The 20,323-nt window shown below is 33.2% G+C and carries 19 protein-coding genes; 17 read left to right on the forward strand and 2 right to left on the reverse strand.

Annotation, left to right across the window (positions count from 1 at the left end; genetic code table 11):
- Positions 1-148: 148 nt before the first annotated feature.
- Positions 149-1,216, forward strand: a complete 1,068-nt coding sequence (locus ACFRAE_RS10315; protein ID WP_422797075.1) for a glycoside hydrolase family 76 protein — start codon at positions 149-151, stop codon at positions 1,214-1,216.
- Between the two features lie 20 nt (positions 1,217-1,236).
- Positions 1,237-3,684 (forward strand): glutaminase domain-containing protein, encoded by a 2,448-nt coding sequence (locus ACFRAE_RS10320; RefSeq protein ID WP_422797076.1) that lies wholly within the window; start codon positions 1,237-1,239, stop codon positions 3,682-3,684.
- Positions 3,685-4,283: 599 nt separating this feature from the next.
- Here ACFRAE_RS10320 and hemW read toward each other — a convergent pair.
- Positions 4,284-5,414 carry a radical SAM family heme chaperone HemW gene (gene hemW / locus ACFRAE_RS10325; protein ID WP_422797077.1) on the reverse strand — a complete coding sequence of 377 codons (1,131 nt, stop codon included), beginning with the start codon at positions 5,412-5,414 and terminating at the stop codon, positions 4,284-4,286.
- Between the two features lie 183 nt (positions 5,415-5,597).
- Here hemW and ACFRAE_RS10330 point away from each other — a divergent pair, with 183 nt between their 5' ends.
- The 12 genes from ACFRAE_RS10330 (at position 5,598) to ACFRAE_RS10385 (ending at position 15,059) form a co-directional block, all read left to right on the forward strand.
- Entirely contained in the window at positions 5,598-6,683 is a 1,086-nt protein-coding gene (locus tag ACFRAE_RS10330; protein WP_422797078.1) for a tyrosine-type recombinase/integrase, read from the forward strand.
- Positions 6,680-7,162, forward strand: coding sequence for a hypothetical protein (locus ACFRAE_RS10335; RefSeq protein WP_422797079.1), 483 nt, complete (start codon positions 6,680-6,682; stop codon positions 7,160-7,162). Before ACFRAE_RS10330 ends, ACFRAE_RS10335 begins: the two co-directional genes overlap by 4 nt.
- Positions 7,159-7,596: a hypothetical protein gene (locus ACFRAE_RS10340; protein ID WP_422797080.1), complete on the forward strand. Its 438-nt coding sequence runs from the start codon at positions 7,159-7,161 to the stop codon at positions 7,594-7,596. The genes ACFRAE_RS10335 and ACFRAE_RS10340 overlap by 4 nt, the downstream gene beginning before the upstream one ends.
- 85 nt (positions 7,597-7,681) lie before the next feature.
- Positions 7,682-8,029, forward strand: a complete 348-nt coding sequence (locus ACFRAE_RS10345; protein ID WP_422797081.1) for a helix-turn-helix transcriptional regulator — start codon at positions 7,682-7,684, stop codon at positions 8,027-8,029.
- A 106-nt stretch (positions 8,030-8,135) separates the two neighbouring features.
- On the forward strand, positions 8,136-9,326 hold the full coding sequence (locus tag ACFRAE_RS10350) for a primase-helicase family protein (RefSeq protein WP_422797082.1): 1,191 nt from the start codon (positions 8,136-8,138) through the stop codon (positions 9,324-9,326).
- A 265-nt stretch (positions 9,327-9,591) separates the two neighbouring features.
- The gene (locus ACFRAE_RS10355) at positions 9,592-10,518 is read left to right on the forward strand and encodes a toprim domain-containing protein (protein ID WP_422797083.1); all 927 of its coding nucleotides are present in this window, start codon (positions 9,592-9,594) and stop codon (positions 10,516-10,518) included.
- Between the two features lie 229 nt (positions 10,519-10,747).
- On the forward strand, positions 10,748-11,056 hold the full coding sequence (locus tag ACFRAE_RS10360; RefSeq protein ID WP_422797084.1) for a plasmid mobilization protein: 309 nt from the start codon (positions 10,748-10,750) through the stop codon (positions 11,054-11,056).
- Complete coding sequence (locus tag ACFRAE_RS10365; protein WP_422797085.1) at positions 11,046-11,807, forward strand: relaxase/mobilization nuclease domain-containing protein; 762 nt, start codon at positions 11,046-11,048, stop codon at positions 11,805-11,807. Before ACFRAE_RS10360 ends, ACFRAE_RS10365 begins: the two co-directional genes overlap by 11 nt.
- Before the next feature lie 4 nt (positions 11,808-11,811).
- On the forward strand, positions 11,812-12,168 hold the full coding sequence (locus tag ACFRAE_RS10370; protein ID WP_422797086.1) for a hypothetical protein: 357 nt from the start codon (positions 11,812-11,814) through the stop codon (positions 12,166-12,168).
- 170 nt (positions 12,169-12,338) lie between these two features.
- Complete coding sequence (locus ACFRAE_RS10375; protein WP_422797087.1) at positions 12,339-13,391, forward strand: DNA cytosine methyltransferase; 1,053 nt, start codon at positions 12,339-12,341, stop codon at positions 13,389-13,391.
- A complete protein-coding gene (locus tag ACFRAE_RS10380) occupies positions 13,388-14,431 on the forward strand; it encodes a DUF262 domain-containing protein (protein WP_422797088.1) in 1,044 nt (347 codons plus the stop codon). Before ACFRAE_RS10375 ends, ACFRAE_RS10380 begins: the two co-directional genes overlap by 4 nt.
- Positions 14,418-15,059 (forward strand): MAE_28990/MAE_18760 family HEPN-like nuclease, encoded by a 642-nt coding sequence (locus ACFRAE_RS10385; RefSeq protein WP_422797089.1) that lies wholly within the window; start codon positions 14,418-14,420, stop codon positions 15,057-15,059. The genes ACFRAE_RS10380 and ACFRAE_RS10385 overlap by 14 nt, the downstream gene beginning before the upstream one ends.
- A gap of 380 nt (positions 15,060-15,439) precedes the next feature.
- Here ACFRAE_RS10385 and ACFRAE_RS10390 read toward each other — a convergent pair whose 3' ends face one another.
- Positions 15,440-16,465, reverse strand: coding sequence for a helix-turn-helix transcriptional regulator (locus tag ACFRAE_RS10390; protein WP_422797090.1), 1,026 nt, complete (start codon positions 16,463-16,465; stop codon positions 15,440-15,442).
- Positions 16,466-17,361: 896 nt separating this feature from the next.
- On the opposite strand from ACFRAE_RS10390, the gene ACFRAE_RS10395 reads away from it, so the two are divergent.
- The 3 genes from ACFRAE_RS10395 (at position 17,362) to ACFRAE_RS10405 (ending at position 20,319) form a co-directional block, all read left to right on the forward strand.
- Positions 17,362-18,450 (forward strand): slipin family protein, encoded by a 1,089-nt coding sequence (locus ACFRAE_RS10395; RefSeq protein WP_422797091.1) that lies wholly within the window; start codon positions 17,362-17,364, stop codon positions 18,448-18,450.
- A gap of 74 nt (positions 18,451-18,524) precedes the next feature.
- Positions 18,525-19,289: a nucleotidyltransferase domain-containing protein gene (locus ACFRAE_RS10400; RefSeq protein ID WP_422797092.1), complete on the forward strand. Its 765-nt coding sequence runs from the start codon at positions 18,525-18,527 to the stop codon at positions 19,287-19,289.
- Positions 19,264-20,319 (forward strand): DNA polymerase beta superfamily protein, encoded by a 1,056-nt coding sequence (locus tag ACFRAE_RS10405; protein ID WP_149912366.1) that lies wholly within the window; start codon positions 19,264-19,266, stop codon positions 20,317-20,319. The genes ACFRAE_RS10400 and ACFRAE_RS10405 overlap by 26 nt, the downstream gene beginning before the upstream one ends.
- Positions 20,320-20,323: the final 4 nt, after the last annotated feature.

Genomic DNA, 20,323 nt, shown 5'->3' on the forward strand with positions numbered 1-20,323 from the left:
ACTGGATTTTAACTTGATGGGTAGGATTGTCAGCTTTCGTTTTATCCCTGCGAGTTTCTTTGTAAAGAATTGTTTACAAAGTTTAATAAAACGTTTTAGTTACTATCTTTAGTCTTACTAATAAAGTCATTAAACCATTTATAAATTCATGAGATACCTCTTTTTAAGTCTAGGCTTATGGTTGAATATTTCTTTTTTGTCTGCGCAGGATGCGAATCGTGCTTTACAAGATTTTAATCAAGCTTTTCTACATCCTACGAAAAACATTTATCAGGTATATCCAAATTCTAATCAAGTCGCAGCTATTTGGACACAAGCAATCTATTGGGATATGGCAATGAATGCCTATCAACGTACAAAAGATCCGCAACATTTGGCGCTTATGGAGCGTATATATGAAGGAAATTACAAACATTATGATGGATTTAATTGGAATAATACCGAGGTCTGGTTTATATATGATGATATCATGTGGTGGGTTATTTCTTTTGCAAGGGCTTATGAACTAACCAGTGATCCCAAATACCTCGCACATGCGGTTTTAGGATTTGAACGCGTATGGTCTGGTACGCCTAAGGTGGAAGATAAGGGCTCCTTTGATCCAGAGCATGGGGGCATGTACTGGGGTTGGAAACCAGATCAACGTGGAAAAGCGGCATGCATCAATTATCCAACGGCTGTTGCCGCGATGTTATTATATCAAAACACAAAGGATAAAAGCTACTTGGACAAAGCTGAACAAGTGTATTCCTGGTCTAGGGAAAACTTATTTGACACGAAGGATGGTAAAGTTGGAGATCATCGAGTTCCCGGGCATAAGACCAACTGGACGACCAACCTCTACAATCAGGCCACTTGTATCGGGTCTGCAACCTTACTCTATGCACATACGAAAAACAAACAGTATCTTTCCGATGCCAAATTATGTGCTGATTATGTGCTGAATAACATGGCCAATGATCAAAAATTGCTGCCTTATAAAAATGGGATCGAACAAGGTATTTATGCGGCAATATTTGCTCAATATATTCCAATGCTGTTTAAATACGATAAAACACAAGGCTATAAAAATTGGCTAAACGATAATATTCAACAAGCTTGGAAAAATCGGGATGATCGAGGCTTAATGGATAAAGATTTCAACCGAGTTCCAACGAAAAAGACAGAAGTTTATGATGCTTCTGCTGCGGTAGCTTTATTACAAGTAATCAATTAACAATTAATAAACTAAATAATATGAAACTAAAGATTTTATGCTTAACGGTATTTGCTTTGGCAGTTAATTTGGTTCAGGCTCAGCAAATTAAAAATTCGTTGAGAGCACCTGCTTATCCTTTAGTGACTATAGATCCAAATGTGAGTGCTTGGTCCTATTCCAATAATTTATACGATTCTGGCATCGTCCATTGGTCTGATAAACCCTTGCCTTTTTTAGGGGTTTTAAAAGTGGGTAATGAATTTTATCGATTTATGGGGGTGGAAGAGTTGGATTTAAGCTCGGTGGTTCCAAATGGGGAAGATCAGTCTTGGGATGGAAAGTATAGCACGAAAGATCCAGGTAAAAACTGGTTTACCACCAAATTTGACGATAGCCAATGGATGGCCGGAAAAGGCGCATTTGGTACAACGGAGAATGAAAATCTAGCTAAAACCAATTGGACAACAGATAAAATTTGGGTACGCAGGGAAGTTACTTTAACGGAAGATCTTTCCAAGAAAACAATTTATTTGGAATATTCTCACGATGACGATACTGAAATCTACATTAATGGACATCGCGTCATAGCCACGGGAGGAACTGGGAAAAATAAACGAGTTAAATTGACTGGCGAGGCCTTGAAGAGCCTTAAAAAAGGCAAAAACATTATTGCAGCATATTGTTTTAATGGTGGTGCAAATGGGTTCTTAGATTTTGGCTTATTTAGAGAACATGCTGAAAAAGCATTCTTCGCAAAAACAGCAAAACAAATTTCTGCCGATGTACAACCGATGCAAACACATTATGTTTTTGAATGTGGGGAGGTCCAACTGAAAATTACATTTACAGCTCCTGTGTTTTTGGATAACTTGGATTTAATTGGTCGTCCAGTAAATTATTTAAGCTATGAAATAACCTCCAATAACGTGCAAGATGTTCAGATTTACTTAGAAGCCTCTCCTAACTGGGCATTGCATCTTCCTACTCAACTTTATAAGACCTATGCGAGTAATTTGAACGGCATCAGCTTAGTAAATGTTGGCGCTCAAAATCAAAATTTCTTGGAAAGGAAAGGGGATCATGTAAGAAACGATTGGGGATACTTTTATTTAGCGTCACTTGATGAAAACGCTAAGGTGGCTTCTGGTACTGTAAGTGAATTAAGGAATGGTTTCATTAAAGGAAAAAAGGTAACTGATCAAGGAATGCATAAAATTGCATTGTCCAATACTGTTTCTGTAAATGGTACGGCCAAAGGGAAAATTGCGATAGGTTATGATGATGTGTATGCGATTAAATATTTCGATAATGACTTAAGACCTTATTGGAATAGAAATGGCAATAGCAACATGGAATCTCTTCTGAAAACGGCATTAAAGGAGTACGATGTATTAAAGCTGAAGGCTGATCAGTTTGATGATCAGTTTATGCAGGAATACCAAAAATTTGGTAAAGAATATGCCGAATTATGTGCGCTTGCCTACAGACAGTCTATAGCAGCCCATAAATTAGTTGTTGCGCCAAATGGTGACCTGGTTTTGCTTTCTAAAGAAAATGATAGTAATGGTTCTATTGGAACCGTTGATATTACTTACCCGACCGCACCTTTGTTCTTAGTATATAATCCAGCATTGGCAAAGGCGACGATGAATTTCATCTTCTATTATTCAGAATCTGGAAAATGGACGAAACCTTTTGCAGCGCATGATATCGGCACCTATCCTGTAGCCAATGGACAAACGTATGGCGGTGATATGCCACTGGAGGAAAGTGGTAATATGTTGATTCTAAGTTATGCTATTGCTCGTGTAGAAAAGAATGCGGAGTATGCCAAACAGCATTGGAATGTGTTGAGTACTTGGGCAGATTATTTGGTGGAAAACGGACAGGATCCTGAAAACCAGTTGTGTACGGATGACTTTGCCGGTCATTTTGCGCATAATGCCAACTTATCCGCAAAAGCGATTATGGGCGTGGCTTCCTATGGCTATTTAGCAAACATGTTGGGAAGGGAAGAAGTCGGTAAGCGCTACATTGCCAAGGCTAGAGAAATGGCTAAGAAATGGAAAGAAATGGCTAAAGATGGAGATCACTATAAATTGACCTTTGATAAAAGCGGTACATGGAGTCAGAAGTATAACTTGGTCTGGGACAAAATACTGGACATGAATATATTTGATGAGGATATTATCGATACCGAAATCAACTATTATTTGACCAAGCAAAATAAATATGGTTTACCATTGGATTCTAGAGAAGCGTATACCAAAACCGACTGGATTATATGGACCGCGACCATGGCTAAAACACAAGAGGAGTTTGAAAAATTCATTAAGCCGGTTCACTTGTTTATGAATGAATCGACCACTAGAGTTCCTATGTCTGATTGGACTTGGACAGACAGACCTGAACGTAGAGGGTTTAAAGCTAGGGCAGTAGTAGGGGGGTATTTCATCAAAATGCTGGAAGATAAATTGAAAAAATAATCGGTAAATTGTTATAAACGGGAGGGGTTTGTTTGAAAGAGCAGCCCCTTTTTTAATTGCTAAGTTTTAATGCATAAGCTAGGTAAATAGCCTGCAGCTGTGACGGATTTTCACCGGATCTTATTCGGATTTTTGCATATGATTTCCGTTGAATTTCCGTATGAGCTCCGAAGGAGATCCGTAGAAGATCAATTGAAGGTTCGGTTTGTCTTATACTGAAATAGGTTTTTTTTTAAGGATGGTTTCCTTTATTTTGAACCTCTGAGGAACTGAAGAAAAATGATAGGAGAGAATCTCTGCTAAGGTAAATCTGATGAAAACGGATCTAGGTTTATAGCTGCTCAGTAGCCGTGCTTTCGTTGTTTTTCTGTCGCTAGAAATGGGTCTGCAATCACTTGCAGCGCAGTCGATTGCAGGCTTGGCTAATGGTCGCTTAACTTTCATGACGAGTCCTGTGAAGCATCTCCTTAGTAAAGTTCCTGTGCATGTTTAAAGCATGGATAAAAAGGAATTTTATGCGTTAAAGAAACTATTATTAAGATAGGCAGCATCCTTATTCCGCAATTTCAGAAAACTTTTTGGAAAGAGGTTCAACGATATTAATGCTGAATACAGAATAAATCAGACGCAATTTGATCTGCAATCAATTTTCCTTTTGGCGTTAATGTAATGGTCTGCTCTTTGGCTATTTGAACAGCTCCATTTTCTAAATAGGGCTGAATGTTTTTTAATAATTCGTTGTTGTAATCGGAGCCGAAAGTTCGGATGATATAGTGTTGATCAATTCCCCAAATGGTTCTGAGGGAGGTCATGACATATTCGTTGTATTGATCGTCTTTGCTCAGTACTTCGGTTTCTTGAGGGAGTTCTTTATTTAATAAAGCTTTGGTATAAAGCGTATTATTGGCGATATTCCAGGATCGTGAATTTCCATTGAATGAGTGGGCTGAAGGGCCAATTCCTAAGTAATGTTTGCCTTTCCAGTAATTGCTGTTATGCTGTGCATATTTTCCGGGTTTGGCAAAGTTGGAAATTTCATAATGATCATAACCTGCTGCGGTTAATGTGTCGATAAGCATGAGCATTTGCTCAGCACTTTGTTCTTCGTTGAGCGGCGGTGTCTTACCTTTATTGATTAAATGGTCTAAGGCTGTCTTCTTTTCTACTGTCATAGCATAGGTGGAGAGGTGCGGCACTTGAAAATCGATCAATTGCTGCAGGTTAGCCTTCCATTTTTGATCGGTAAGGAGCGGGTAGCCATAAATTAAATCGCAGGTAATGTTTTCAAATCCTGCATCTTGTACGCGCATGATGGAACTTCTGGCTTCATCAGCATGATGTGCTCGATTCATCCATAATAAATCTTCTTCAAAAAAAGATTGTATACCAATACTGAATCGGTTGATGGCTGTGATTCGTAATGCTTGAACTTTGCTTTTATGTAGGTCGTCGGGATTGGCTTCTAGTGTAATTTCCGCTTGACCAATGATCTCAAAATGCTTCGCTACTTCGTCAATTAATTGAGAAATTTCATCGGCTTCTAAAATGGAGGGTGTTCCCCCACCAAAATAAATGGAGGAGACTTTTTTGTCTTCAAGGTAGGATGATCGTATCCTCAATTCATTTTTCATCGCTAATAGCATTTCCTCCTTGTACTTTAATGAAGTACTAAAGTGAAAATCACAGTAATGACAAGCTTGCTTGCAAAATGGAATATGGAAGTAGATCATGGGTGCAAATATAAGTATAGATAAATTATGATAGAAATTAATAGATTTTAAAATTAAACAGCTTGTTTTCAGGAGATTAATTTTGCTTTACCTGTGTTTTTATATAACTTTATGTGAGGATTTATCGAAGTTTTGTTACTTACCTTGTTACTTCTATATTGTGAAAAATAACAAAAGTAACATATGATTAAAGTACGTTTTAAACCATTAAAATCAGGTATGTTCAGTACGTATCTTGATATTTATTACAAGACTTCAGATAATAAATCTAAGCGAAGTTATGAATTTTTAGGTATTCATGTTCATAAAGATTATTCAAGTCCGAGGGTACGGATAATGGAAAAAGATTCTGAAAATATGAAATTAGTACAAGCGATTAGAAATACGCGTGAAACTGATTTAAATTTTGCAAAGCATGGGTATGAGAAGCCGAATAAACCAGTTCTTGATTTATTGGATTATCTGGAAGAATGTATAACAAAGAAGTTTAATTATAAATTGGAATGCTTAATCATTCACTTGCATAAATATTTAGGGAAGAAAAGCCTTCTTATTTCTGAAGTAAATGAAGACTTTCTTGGTGCTTTCCAAAGTTATTTAATGATAGTTGTCTCTCAAAATACTACACATGCATATATGTCAGTATTTAGACAATATTATAACAAGCTTGTAACTCGTAGGTTAATAAATGAAAGTCCATTCGAATTTTGGACTTCCGTAAAAGAAATTGTAACTGAAAGAAGCAGATTAACAATTGAAGAAGTAAGGAAATTGGCAGAAACAAAATTAGATTGGGGTAATGATCAGATTCGTCTTGCGTATTTATTTTCATGTTTTACTGGGCTTCGTATATCTGATGTTCGAGTAATTACATTTGACAATATAATTAATGGACACTTAGTGTTTCGACCTAAAAAGACTCCTCAAAAATTAGTAAGTATACCAATATTAGATGATGTCTATAAAATAATCGAACAAATACCAAGGCATCCAATTAGCAATAAAATATTTTGGGGCTTACCAAGTACAAGTCATGCAATAAACATACATTTGAAAGAATGGGCTAAAATTGCAAATTTAAACAATCATAGAGGAGTTACCTTTCATACCTCGAGACATACTTTTGCCACAATTGGGTTAACATATGGTATTGATCTCTATACAATGAAAGAATTATTAGCTCATTCCAAGATTGAAATGACAATGGTCTACTCTAAGATTGTTTCTCAGAAAAAAGAAGAAGAATTATTAAAATTTCCTAGATTATGAATGTGAAGAAAGTTGTAAAGTGGATTTCCCCCTTTTTTATAGCAATTAGTATTTCGCTATTAGGTAAGTATAGTGCAGCTTTATTAATAGGTATTTCAAGTATCTTTTTATTTATGGGAATTATTTTGATGTTTAATCCAACATGGATCGTTAAGCCAGAAGCGTCTGAATTACATTTTTTAAAGAAGAATCTAAAACAGAAATTCGAAGGCTATGAGAATGATATTGATGAAATACGACGACAATTACTTAGAGATTTTAGAATTTCTTATGTAAGTTATGCACTTCTAGGATGTGTTTTTTTAGTGATTATATATTACTGCATCTTATTATCAATCAATTCTAATTTCTCTTATGGCTCGATAATAGGTTTAACAATTTTATTTCTTCTGTTTTTTCTTTTTGAAAGTAGCAGTATGTTGAAATCTCCTTTCCAAGAGAAGAAAGATTTGTTAATTCTTTTTATTGTAATTTATTGAAAAATAAAAATTTTGTTGATAGCGTCGGTCATGAAAATATTGATGATAAGAAGATCGGTTCTGGGAAGTTCACTGACTACTGGTTAAAAGAAGATTGTAGTATTCATGATTTGGTTGAATGGATAAATGAAAACTCTGATGGCAAATTACTATTTGAAAAGAAAAATCATTTGTGGATTCTCACAAAAGGGTATAAATCTAATGCTAATCAATTGAATTTTGGAGGCTTTGTTAAAGCTCTCATTCAATTGAAATACTTGAAATCAAGTATTATTGGGACAAAAGAGGATTGTATGTCACTTAGTGATGTTTTTTATTTTGAAAGTCAATCAGAGGATAAGCAGTTTCAAAGGCTATATGGTCAACTATACAAAGAAATTCCTAGTATGTATGTGACTCACTGTGAGCAAATATTAATTAACAGTAAACAATAATATAGAATTATAACTCTAGAGTTGCCTAGAGTCGTTAATCGATAGTTTTTGATAAATATTTGTGCTGTACTAAAAGTTATACAGCATGAATATAATAACAAAAAACACAAGAATTATTGATCTTACCCTTGATCAATTAGATGTATTATTAGAGGAGAAGTTCTCCAAATTTCAAAATTCTGTTCATCCCAAAAACGACAGAGTTGGAGATTATGACTTAGCTTGTGAAATTACAGGCTATAGTAAGCAGCGGTTATACCAATTAGTTTCCGAAGAAATAATTCCCTTCGTCAAATTACCTAGTGGAGGTGTTCGCTTTTTTGAAAAGGACTTACTCGACTGGTTTAAAAAGTACAAAAACAAGTCAGAGAGTGAGGTAAATGAAATAGCTGAAACTCTGCTGATGAAAAGAAAAATGAGAAGAAAAAACTAAAAGCAACCATTTCTGATTGCTTTCAAATTTCTTTAGAGTTGGAAACTCCTTTGTCCTGATATAACAAAGTTAAAGTTTCTATTCATTAAATCAAAGCTTTAACAACATGACAGTAGATATAAAGAATTCGTATTTACGAATAGGAAAAGTATTGTATAAAAAAAGTGAACGACCAATATATGATGGTTCTTATAAAACAAGTTTAATCCCATGGTCTTTGCACCTTTTTAGCTTAGAGGTGGAAAATTGGAGAAATGAATATAGAAAATTAGAAAAATTTGATGATTTCACCTTTTTCCCGTCACATACACATTATAAAAGGAATGTAAATAATTATTATAATAAATATGAACCATTACCTTTTAAACCAATTAAGGGCAATTGTGATTCTATTTTAGACTTAATTAAACATGTTTTTGGAGACCAATATGTGTTAGGACTCGATTATTTAGCAATAATGTATAGATATCCTATACAAATATTACCAATTCTTTGTTTAGTGAGTTCGCTTACAAATACGGGTAAGACGACATTTTTAAATTTTCTCAAATCTATATATGGTGATAACATGGCGCTCATAGGTAATGAAGAATTCGCTTCTCAATTTAATTCAAATTGGACTAAGGGAAAAATTCTTATTGGTATGGAAGAAGTTTATTTAACCGATAATAAGCTCTCTGAAAAGATTAAGAATGCTTCAACAGCAAAAGTTATTAGCTCTCAATCAAAGGGTATTGATACGTCGGAAATTGAATTTTTTGGAAAGTTTATTTTGGTTTCAAATCACGAAGAAGATTTTATTTATATATCGAAAAATGAAACGAGATTTTGGATTAGGAAATTAGAAGAAATAGAAAATCTGGATCCTTTTTTCGGAGTTAAATTGACTCAAGAAATACCAGCTTTCCTTTATTTCCTGACAAATAGAGAAATATCATGTCCTCAAAAAACGCGTATGTGGTTTACCGCAGAGCAGATTGAAACTGAACAGTTGAATAAGATTAAGACTCATTTTGGAGACCCCATTAAGTATGAAGTTATGGAGATTGTTGACGAATTAATGCAAGCAAATGATTTGAAAGAACTAAAATTCAACAACTCTGATATGCTGAAGTTACTGAGAGTTAACGGTGTTAAAATACGCAGAATGCAACTTAAAAAAGTTTTAGAACAAGATTTGAAACTTAAGCATATTGGTAATTCACTGAATTATGAGACTTATACAATGGATCAGAATGGTATTCCATATAAGGTAGAGAAAAAGGGGAAATATTATTGTATAGAATCTAGTAGATGAAAAGATGATAAGATGATAAGTATTTATTTTATATACATAATTGATAGAGTATCAAGCGTATAAGATGGTTTTAGTTAAGCATCTTTCTGGCATCTTTTGGTCATCTTATTATCTTTTAGTTTAAGAAAAATAATGATCTGAATCTTTTGAATATGGAAAGATGCTAGAAAGATGTCGGAAAAATGACGCGCATATAGTTGGTAAACAATTGTTTATGTGTTTTTCATCTTTTCGAATCATTTTTTAATTATTTAAGAATATAACTATGAATTGTGAGCAAGCCAAGAAAATAGATTTAAAGAAATTTCTGATAGAGAATTTTGAATTTCAAATCGAGTATAGTAGGGGTCATGAGCACTGGGGGAAATCAGTGTTTAGAAATGAAAGATCAGCAAGCATGAAGGTAAATGAGAAGTTTAACTCCTTTATAGACTTTGGTGCTGTAAGAGGTAAATATAAAGCTTCAGGGACGATAATAGATTTTATACAATGTTATTATCAAATTGGTGTTAGTGAGGCCCTTGAGAGGATTAAAGACTTTTCTTTTCCTCAGCATAGAAAGATTATGATTGCTGAGGAAGAAAAAAGTTTAGCTAAAAAATATCTTATTGAAGGTGTGTATGATTTGCAGAATGCAGAATTATTAAAGTATCTCGCGAATAGAGGTTTGGATTTGAATCTATGTAAGAAGTTTCTAATGGAAGTTAAGTATTCATTAATTGGTACTTCAAGATCATTTTTGAATGTAGGGTTTAGGAATGACCTTGGAGGTTATGAGGTAAATTATAGAATTCCAAATAACGTCAAAACAGTTAAAAGGTGTTTAGGAAATAAGGCTATTACGACTTTCCTAAAGCAACGAAAAGAGGTGCTACTTTTTGAATCTTGGTCTGATTTCTTAGCCTACCTGACAATAAAGTCTCATGGTGTAGATTCGAAATATGATTTCATTATTCTAAATAGCGTTAAAAACATTCATATAATTCCTGATTTAACTCAATACTCCTCTGTTGTGACAGGGTTTGATAACGATCTATCAGGAAAGGGTGCAACAAATTTTTTAGCAATTAAATATCCAAACTCCTTCAAATCATTAAATCATCTATATGCAGATTATAATGATGTGAATGATTGGTTGATTGCAAAGAATAGTGAAAAGCCAAATTTCAAACATGGATTACGAAACCTATAATGGGTTTCTACAGCATGTTTTCATTCGGCTTTGTGGTTTAGAATTAATGCCTTTTCATAGAGGCATTAATTCCAACCACATCTAGATAGCGCCAATAATTCAAGAGGTGTGTTTGTGGGCACATTTTTTTTCAAAAATGCTTCTCAAACACCTCTTGGTTTGCTCCCGAAGGGTCGCAAACACGCCACCATCCATATGGGTGGTGGTAATTTAAAACTTGTTTTAAATTATGAGTAAAACCCAAATTATAAAAATTCGTGTTTCACTTCTTGATAAGGAGCTTATCAAGATAAATGCTAAAAATGCAGGCCTTTCAGTTAGTCAATTTATGATTGACTGTGCGTTGCATAGAGTGATCATTCCTCCACCAAGTGAAGAAAGGATTTCAGCTTATACTGAGCTATCAAAATTCCACAGAAATTTTACTTATATATCAAATCTAATAAAGAACAGAAATATGCATGAAGTTGGATTGGAGGTTTCAAAAGTTAGCAATGAATTATTTAATCATCTAGAATTTATTAAAAATGGTAAGTAAAGCATCTTCAAGGCAAGGTAGTCGTCAGGCTATTGATTATATCTTGTCAGATAAAATCCTAGGTAAAGCAGTAGAACTGGATAGAAGTGGAGTGATTGGAAGAAATGGCACTGAGATATTAAATGAAATGCGATTTGTACAATCAACTAATAAAAGATGTTTGAATAATACTATTTCATTAATAATAAGTCCAAATCCTGATGTTGGCAAAGATTTATCTAAACCTCAGCTAAGAGAAATATTACATAAACAATTAGAACATTTAGGGTTGAGTCAGCATCAATATATATCTGCTATTCATAATTCAACTGGTAAGGTTCATATTCATGCGATAATTAATCGTATATATAATAAAAAAGCATATAACGATAGTTGGATATCCAAGAAGGCTCAAGAGGGAGCAGAGAAGATCGCATTATCTTATGGATGGAGAACTGCTTTAGATATAAAAAATGAAATTAGGCTTGAGCGAGAAATAATAAAAAAAACTATTGGTGATTTATTAAAGGAGAATAAAGTTACTTCCTTCGATCAATTTTTAGTATTGCTTGATAAAAATGGTCTAGCCCCAAAGAAAGTATATAGTAAGATTACAGGAGAGTTGAGCGGCTATACTATTAAAGGTCATAAGGCATCCGATATAGACCGAAAATTGACTGTCGGCAGAATAGATTCACTATTGCAGAATTCAGGACGTAACTTGAAAGAAGAAAAGCAAAATATTAATAGAGGTTATAAGTTTAAAAGATAGCAATATGTCAAATCAAAAATCACTCACAAATCATCAATTAGGGGTTGCACTAGCGTCCTTGATGGAAAACTTTGAAAAAAATCAAAAACAAACTTTACTAGAACAAAAGAAAATTCTTCAAAGTATGTATGAGCTTGAAAAACGATTGAATCATTCGATAGCTAATTCAAAACTATCTGTTGATTGTACGGAATTGAAGGAGTATAATGCTGTTATTTCTAAAACATCGGCTGATGCGTCATCTCAATTGAATAAAGCACTTAAAGGATTTTTTCTTAATAAGTATTTGTTATTGTTTTTTGGATTGCTGTTTTTGACATCCTGCCTTATGTGTTGGATGAGTTTAAGTTTTTTGCTTTAAAAGCTATTCTTGTGTTTATTTACTGTTTGGAAAAGGGAAAGGTTATATTAGGATTGCTAAAATAGATTTCGTAATAACGAAATAATTAAGTCTTTATCAATTATATCATCCTTGTCAAAAAATCATATAGAAAAACTTTTTTGTAACTTAGCATAATATAAGTTGAATTAATGAAAATAGAGGATATTGCGGTAGTAGATTTATTTTGCGGAATTGGAGGACTTGCTCACGGATTAATTCGTGAGGGCTTCAATGTTGTGGCTGGAATTGATATTGATAAATCTTGTAAATATGCTTTCGAAAAAAATAATAAATCAAAATTTATTTCAAAAAGTGTTAGTGATTTATCATCAACTGAACTAAATAATTTATTTGGTGATTCAAAAATCAAAATATTGGTTGGCTGTGCACCATGTCAACCATTCTCATCATATACCTTTAAAGATCCTGAAAAAAAGGACAATGAGAAATGGAAATTATTGTATGAGTTCCAAAGGTTGATTTTGGAATGTGAACCTGATATTATTTCTATGGAAAATGTATCGCAATTAATAAATTTCAAAAAAGCTCCTGTTTTTGAAGATTTTCTAAATACTCTTAAACAGCAAGGGTATTTCACACATTTTGAAATTGTAAATTGTCCAGAATACGGAATTCCACAAAATAGAAAAAGATTAGTTCTTATAGCATCAAAATTTGGAGAAATTAATTTAGTGCCCAGAACTCATCGTAAAGATAATTTTGTAACTGTAAAAGATGCAATCGGAAATCTTCCTCCTATTGAAGACGGTGAATCGCATCCACAAGATAAATTGCATTTTGCAAGGAAGTTATCACCTCTAAACAAAAAAAGAATTCAAAATACTCCATATGGTGGAAGTTGGAGGGATTGGTCTGAAGAACTAATGTTAGAATGTCACAAGAAAGATTCAGGGAAGTCTTATTCAAGCGTTTATGGTAGAATGAAATGGGAAGAACCATCTCCTACTATGACAACCCATTGTGTTGGTTACGGAAATGGTAGATTTGGACATCCTGTACAAGATAGAGGAATCTCTCTAAGAGAAGCATCAATTTTACAATCATTTCCAAAAAATTATCATTTTTTTAAAAATGATGAAGATTTTTCATCAGTAATGATTGCAAGACAAATAGGAAATGCAGTTCCTGTAAGATTAGGGGAAGTAATTGCAAAAAGCATAAAAAAACACTTGTCAATATGAAGTCAGAACAAGAAAAAGCAGAAGCTGAGCAACAATTAATTGATGAGAAAGCTCAAGTCGACTATGACACAAGAGAATTTGTGGTAGAACATATTGTTCAAAAATATCAATCTCAAGAATATAAAATTCCTCCCTATCAAAGAGAGTTTGTTTGGAATGAGGGTAAGCAATCTAAATTCATTGAATCTATATTGTTAGATTTACCTATCCCTTATATTTTTTTTGCAGATGATAACACGGATGGTAAGTTAGAAATTGTTGATGGTTCTCAAAGAATAAGGACTTTAGTTGCTTTTTTTGAAAATAGATTAAAACTAACTGGACTAGAAAAGTTAGATAAATTTAACGGATTCTGTTTTGAAGATTTAATTGAAAGTAGACAAAGAAGATTTTTAAGAAAAACTCTTAGATCTATTGAATTAACAGAAAAAGCAGATTTTGAAGTTAAAAAAGATATTTTCAGAAGAATAAATACTGATCCATACGATTTAACTGATATGGAAATCAGAAAAGGTATTTATGAAGGCAGTGAATTCTATAATTTACTTACTGAATGTTCTTCAATAGAATTATTTAATGAGTTATGTCCTATTTCTGAAAAAAGATTAAGTAGAGGCGAATCCGAAGAATTGGTTTTAAGATATTTTGCTTATACCGAAAGGTATCAAAATTTTGTACATAGAGTAGATGTTTTTCTAGATAACTATATTAAGGATAAAAATGAAGAACCTTTAAACATTGTTGAAATGAAAGCTGAATTTTCAAAGATGTTGAACTTTGTAAATCTTTATTTCCCTTATGGTTTTAAAAAAGCTGCATCACATAAATCCACTCCAAGAGTCAGATTCGAATCTATTTCAGTTGGAGTAACTTTAGCATTAAGAGAAAATCCTGACCTTGTTCCATCAGATGTAACTGAATGGTTAGAATCAGCTGAATTTAAAAGATTAACAACTTCTGATGGAGCAAATAGCAAAGTATTTGTAACAGGTAGAATTGAATTTGTAAAAAATAATCTTTTAGAAAATGGAGGAAACTAAGCAGATTATTTTAAGTAGAAAAAATGAAATTAATGCATATTTTGATTATTTGAATGCAATAAATGAAGATAATTTTGATAGAACAGTATTTAAAATTTTAAAAGCCAATCTACTTTTGATGCTTTATAATTTTGTAGAATCTGTTGTGTCAAATTCAATTGATGCTATTAGAGATAATATTTATCATGACAATGAAACTAATTTTGATTGTCTAAAAAATGAGATTAAAATTCAAATAATTAAAGATTTAAAAACTAATACAAGCCCAGAAGAATTTGTAAAAATTTGTACATTAGTTACTAAAGATATTATAAAACGTTCTTTTAAAAAGGAAAAAATCTCGAAAGGAAATATTGATAGAGAAATCATTTCAGAGTTATCTGATATTTACGGTTTCAACATAAAGAATAGCAACTATCAAGAAACTGGCCATGGTGAATCCTTAACCACTATAAAATTGAAAAGAAATGATCTTGCACATGGGACTTTTTCATTTGCTGAAATTGGGAAAGAATATACAATGCCTGATTTAGAAAAAATCAAAAATCAAACAATTAATTATTTGGTATTTATTGTTGGAGAAATGGAGGATTATTTAGCAAATAAAAGATTTATTCATTCAAATTAAGACAACGATCATTTATACTGGTAATTCTAAAATATAAAGATCAACTAATAAGCTGATTTTGCACACACTCTATTAAAGTAAATTCAGACTTTAGATATTACCTCGTTTATGGCTTTTAAACGAGGTTTGTTGTTTTTTATGGAGTATTGAGATAGCGAAGTTTATAAGCCAGTTATGGCAATGTAGTCGTGTAGTCACGTAGTCGGGTACTTTTCAAACTTTTCTTAAAACTTTATAATCCAAATGTCAAAAAGTATAGGAAAAGTTATGTTTTCTATTTGTTACTTTGGATTTGTAACTAGCTGAAAATTAGGTTGATTAAACATTCTGGGTGCCCGCTCAGTTGTTATAGGGCAAAGGTAAGGAATTAAATAAGCGATTTAAATGTAATTATTTTCATAATTGGCCAAAGATTTTTCTAATCTTCGTTTTATAAAATTTTTTAATCGAGGAGGAGAGATAACTTTTATATTTTCTCCAAAACCTAAAATCTCACGTTCTAATTCAAAGTTCAAAACCACATCTATGCGTATAATGATACTTCCATCTTCTCTTTTTTTGAGAATTTGTTGGGATGGATGTATAGGTTTGGTTTCTACATAAGGAGCATTGTATGCATCTATTTCGAGAATGACACGTTGACCTCTGTCACGACTAGTTTTTGTAACACCGATGGTGTCTTCGAAATAACGTTCAAAATCTATTCCTTCGTAAGGTACAAATCCGGATTTTGCCATTTCTTCAATTTCAAGTATTCGATCTAAAGCCAAAGTTATTAAAACGGTTCCCTTTTTAGGTTTACAGATCAAAAACCAACGGTTTCGGTATTCCTTTAATAAGTAAGGAAAATAAACTTGTTGCGTTTCTGCTTTAGACTTGAAAGATTTGTAGGATATTAATAAGGGTATCTCGTCACGAATGGCTTTGTGTATTGCTGTAATCCACTCTAAACCTTTGAGTAGCTTATTGCTTTCTAATTGTATAGCTACTTTTTTATTTCCTTCGGATTTACTCAAATTGGACTCTAAACGAACAATCAAATCACTCATTTCTTCAAAATGAGTGAAACCATTCATATATTTCAAAAAATCTACAGCATCTTTCATTTTACCTAAATCAGCATCAGTCATTGGAGAATTATTAATGCTGTAACTAGGGTCTGAGTAAGTGTAGTATTTTCTATCTACCACCATAATTGGTGCATTATAAGCAAGCTTATTAGAACGCATAAACTGTATGTCACCTTGCACCGTTCGTTTGCTGACTCCAGATGTAATACCCTCGTATTCATATAATGCATCTGCAATTTTTATCATCAAATCTTCCAATGTCCACTTTCTATGGCGCTGTCTGAGGAAGTGATCTATAGTTTTATAACGTATAAGTGCAAGTTTATTTACAGACATGGCTATTTGTGTGCTTTAAATACAGTATTAAATGTAAGGACAATTATTTTACTACGCAAAGGACTTGCGTAATTATTCACCAACAAACCTCATTTTTGTAACAAATATTGTTTTATTAAAAATTATACAACTGATTTTAAGTAAATTATCTTTTTATACGAAATTTATTTCATTAATTGTTTTACTGCGCAAAACTGTTGCGTATAGGCCTTTGCATCTTTGTAATGTCAGCTAAGCTGAATGAGTTCTTTGATTATAATGAAGCGAAAAGCTTATAAAGATATGTGCACAAACGTGCACAAAGAAACCACAAAGCTCGAATGCTTGTCCTAGTCTCTTGTTTCTGTATAGCAAGATAGTGTTGATTCCATAGAATACAATATACTGACATAGCAAGAGGACAGTGGTGTTAATGCTAGGGTCGTAGGTTCGAATCCTACTTTTGTCATAGACGAAATAACTCAGTGGGTAGAGTATAGCCAAAAAAGTCGGGTTCGAGTCCCGCACACATCTGTCACATGTGTCATCGGTTGGAGGAACGAAAGTTCCATTTTTGAAGTTTAGACTTTCTTTCAAAAAGTCACCATAAGCTTTTCGTCTCTTGTTCGGTTGTTGAATTGCTTTAATTAAAGTATGAAAATAACAAATCGGCTTGCTTCTTAGCAGAATAGAACAAGTTTGTTAAACATATTCGTATTTAATCTCTAGGGAAATCTTTGGTCGTAGATCATCGAAATATAATAGATGAATACTCGTGTGGCTTAGTAAACTCCTTCTGTACTCCGTAGCGAACTGATGAGCAAGACTCGAAAGGCTTTTTTAGAAGAATTGAGGTATGAATAGTTAGAATTAGGAGTTCAACTGTTCAAATAATTAAAAACATTAAAATCAATAATATGAAAAGAGTAACTATTAACACTAATGAAGTTGGATTTGTTGTAAAAAACAATGCTGTAGTTCGCATATTGACTGCCGGGAAATATTGGTTAGGATTCGGCGAGAATATACAAAGATATGATATGGCAAAGCCATTTCATACGCCATATGATGTTGATGTATTGTTACAGATTTCAGGTTTTTCGGAATTGGTAGAAGTTGTAGATGTATTGGATCATGAAATTGGAATTGTTTATGCAAATGGTAATTTCAAGCAATCATTAGCATCAGGTAGACATATATTTTGGAAAGGTTTGCAAAAATTAACTTTCCAAAAAGAAGATATTTCGACAATAGAAGTTTCTAATAGCATAGACAAAAATTTGTTAGAGAAATTAGCTTTCTACGTTCGTCAATATAAGATTGAGCCATCCGAGAAAGGGTTATTATTTGTCGATGGCGCATTCGTCAATGTGTTGGAAGCTGGTACCTACTACTGGTGGAAAAACTCCACTACTATTGCCGTCACACAAGCGGATATTCGCTTGACAACGATGGAAATCGTGGGCCAAGAAATATTGACTAAAGATAAAGCACAAATCCGTATCAACTTCTCGGTTCAATACCAAGTGGTTGATATCATCAAATCCTTATTGGAGAATAAGGATTTTGAAAAACAATTGTACACTTTAATGCAGTTAGCATTACGTTCTTATATAGGTCAATTGACTTTGGACGAATTGATGGAGAATAAGTCAGCTCTAAATGAGCATATCTTGGCAGAAGTTGAATCTCAAGTAGAATTATTAGGTGTAAAAATCTTTAATTCCGGATTGAAAGATGTGATTTTACCAGGTGATATTCGTGAAATCATGAATCAAGTTTTGGTAGCTGAAAAACGTGCGCAAGCTAACATCATTACACGTCGTGAAGAGACGGCTTCGACAAGAAGCTTGTTGAATACAGCCAAATTGATGGAAGAAAACGGGATGTTGTTCAAATTGAAAGAGATGGAATATGTGGAGAAAATTGCGGAAAAAATCAACTCCATTTCTGTTTCTGGCAATGGTCAAATCGTTGATCAGTTGAAACAATTGTTTGTTAAATAATTAGATTTTTAGACGGTTAGGGGTAGTTTTTGAAGAGGTTGCTACCGCTAACCAAAAATAGGGAATTAATGGAAATGAAAATAATATCAAGATTGAAGAAAATAGAAGAAAAGCACGGCATAGAAATATTGTTTGCTTGCGAATCTGGAAGTAGAGCTTGGGGTTTTCCATCAACAGATAGTGACTATGATGTTCGTTTTATCTATAAAAGAAAGAAGGATCATTATATGACCGTATTTGAAGAATCTACTGAATTGGGGTTCGCCATAGTGGATGATTTGGATTTTGTAGGCTGGGACATCAAGAAAGTGTTTTTGCTACTTCATAAGAGTAATGTGACTCCATTTGAATGGTTGCAATCGCCTATAGTTTACTGTGAAAAGAAGGATTTTAGAAACTATATGAAATCAGTTTCCCCAAATTTTTATGTGTCAAAAAGACATATACATCATTATTTGGGGATAGTTAAAGGTCGAATGGAAGCTGTATCTTTTGAAGAAATGAAATTGAAATCTTTTTTTTATATCATGCGCTCTTTGCTTTCAGCTTATTGGAATATGAAATTTGGGACTTATGCGCCTATGGAGTTTGAACCTTTGATGACTTTGCTTCCGGAGAAAATAAAAGTATCATGTAAAGAGTTGAGAAGTCTGAAGTTAGAGCTTGAAGAAAGTTTTGTTTTTAATCTTTCAGATGAAATGAGAAAATTCATCATAGAATTACAAGACCAAATATGGACTTACGCCGATACTTTGGATGCAATGATAATAAGTAAAGAATTGGCAAATGTTGGATTTTTAAAAATATTGGAAGATGACTATAGAAGCGCTTCGTGCTAATGGATTAATACTTTTTGAAGTAGTGGCTGGTAGCCATGCTTATGGATTGGCTACTAAAGATTCGGACATGGATATAAAAGGTGTCTTCTATCTTCCTAAAGTCGATTTTTATTCGGGTGAATATATAGCACAAGTTGCGGATGAAAAAAATGATGTGGTTTACTACGAGTTGGGTCGGTTTTTCGAACTCTTGTCCAAGAGTAATCCGAGTGCTTTGGAAATATTAGCAACCCCTATTGATTGTGTGAGATATAAGCATCCTTTGATGGAAGATTTGAATATTCGAGATTGCCTTTCCTTGGAAGCTGTCAAGACATTTTCGAATTATGCAATGGTTCAGGTTCAAAAAGCAAAAGGTCTAAATAAGAAAATCAATAATCCGATAGCACGGGACAGAAAAACATTGTTAGATTTTTGCTATATTCTAGAAGGTAATGATGCCAAACCTTTTGTTCAATGGTTGGAAAATAAAGGTTGGGATCAGACCAATTGTGGATTAGCTAAATTGAATCATTGCAAAGGGACATACGGCTTGTATCATGACTCAACAAATGGAAAGTATAAAGGAGTTTTAGCAAAACCTGATAGTTGTGACGTGTCCTGCTCATCCATACCTAAAGGTGAAAAATTGGAAGCTTATCTAGTGGTGAATCAAGATTCATTTGCACAGCATTGCAAGAATTATAAGGAATATTTTGATTGGGAATCTAATCGTAATGAAAAACGATTTCTTGCTAACTTGAACCATAATACTGGATACGATGCCAAGAATATGATGCATACAATACGCCTGAAGGAAGTCGCTAAGGATATATTGCTTCATAAAGATTTACGGGTTAAAAGGTCAAATCGAGAAGAACTGCTTAAGATAAAATCTGGTTTATATACCTATGAAGAGTTACTAGATAAGGCTGTTACTCTGCAAGATGAAATAAACGAATTGAGTATCACAAGTGAATTAAAAGAAACTTTAAATATAGAATTGTTGCGATCTATATTGGTTGAGATACGTACAATTTTGTACAATTAATGAG

The sequence above is a fragment of the Sphingobacterium sp. HJSM2_6 genome (genome assembly GCF_049316305.1).
GTDB lineage: Bacteria > Bacteroidota > Bacteroidia > Sphingobacteriales > Sphingobacteriaceae > Sphingobacterium.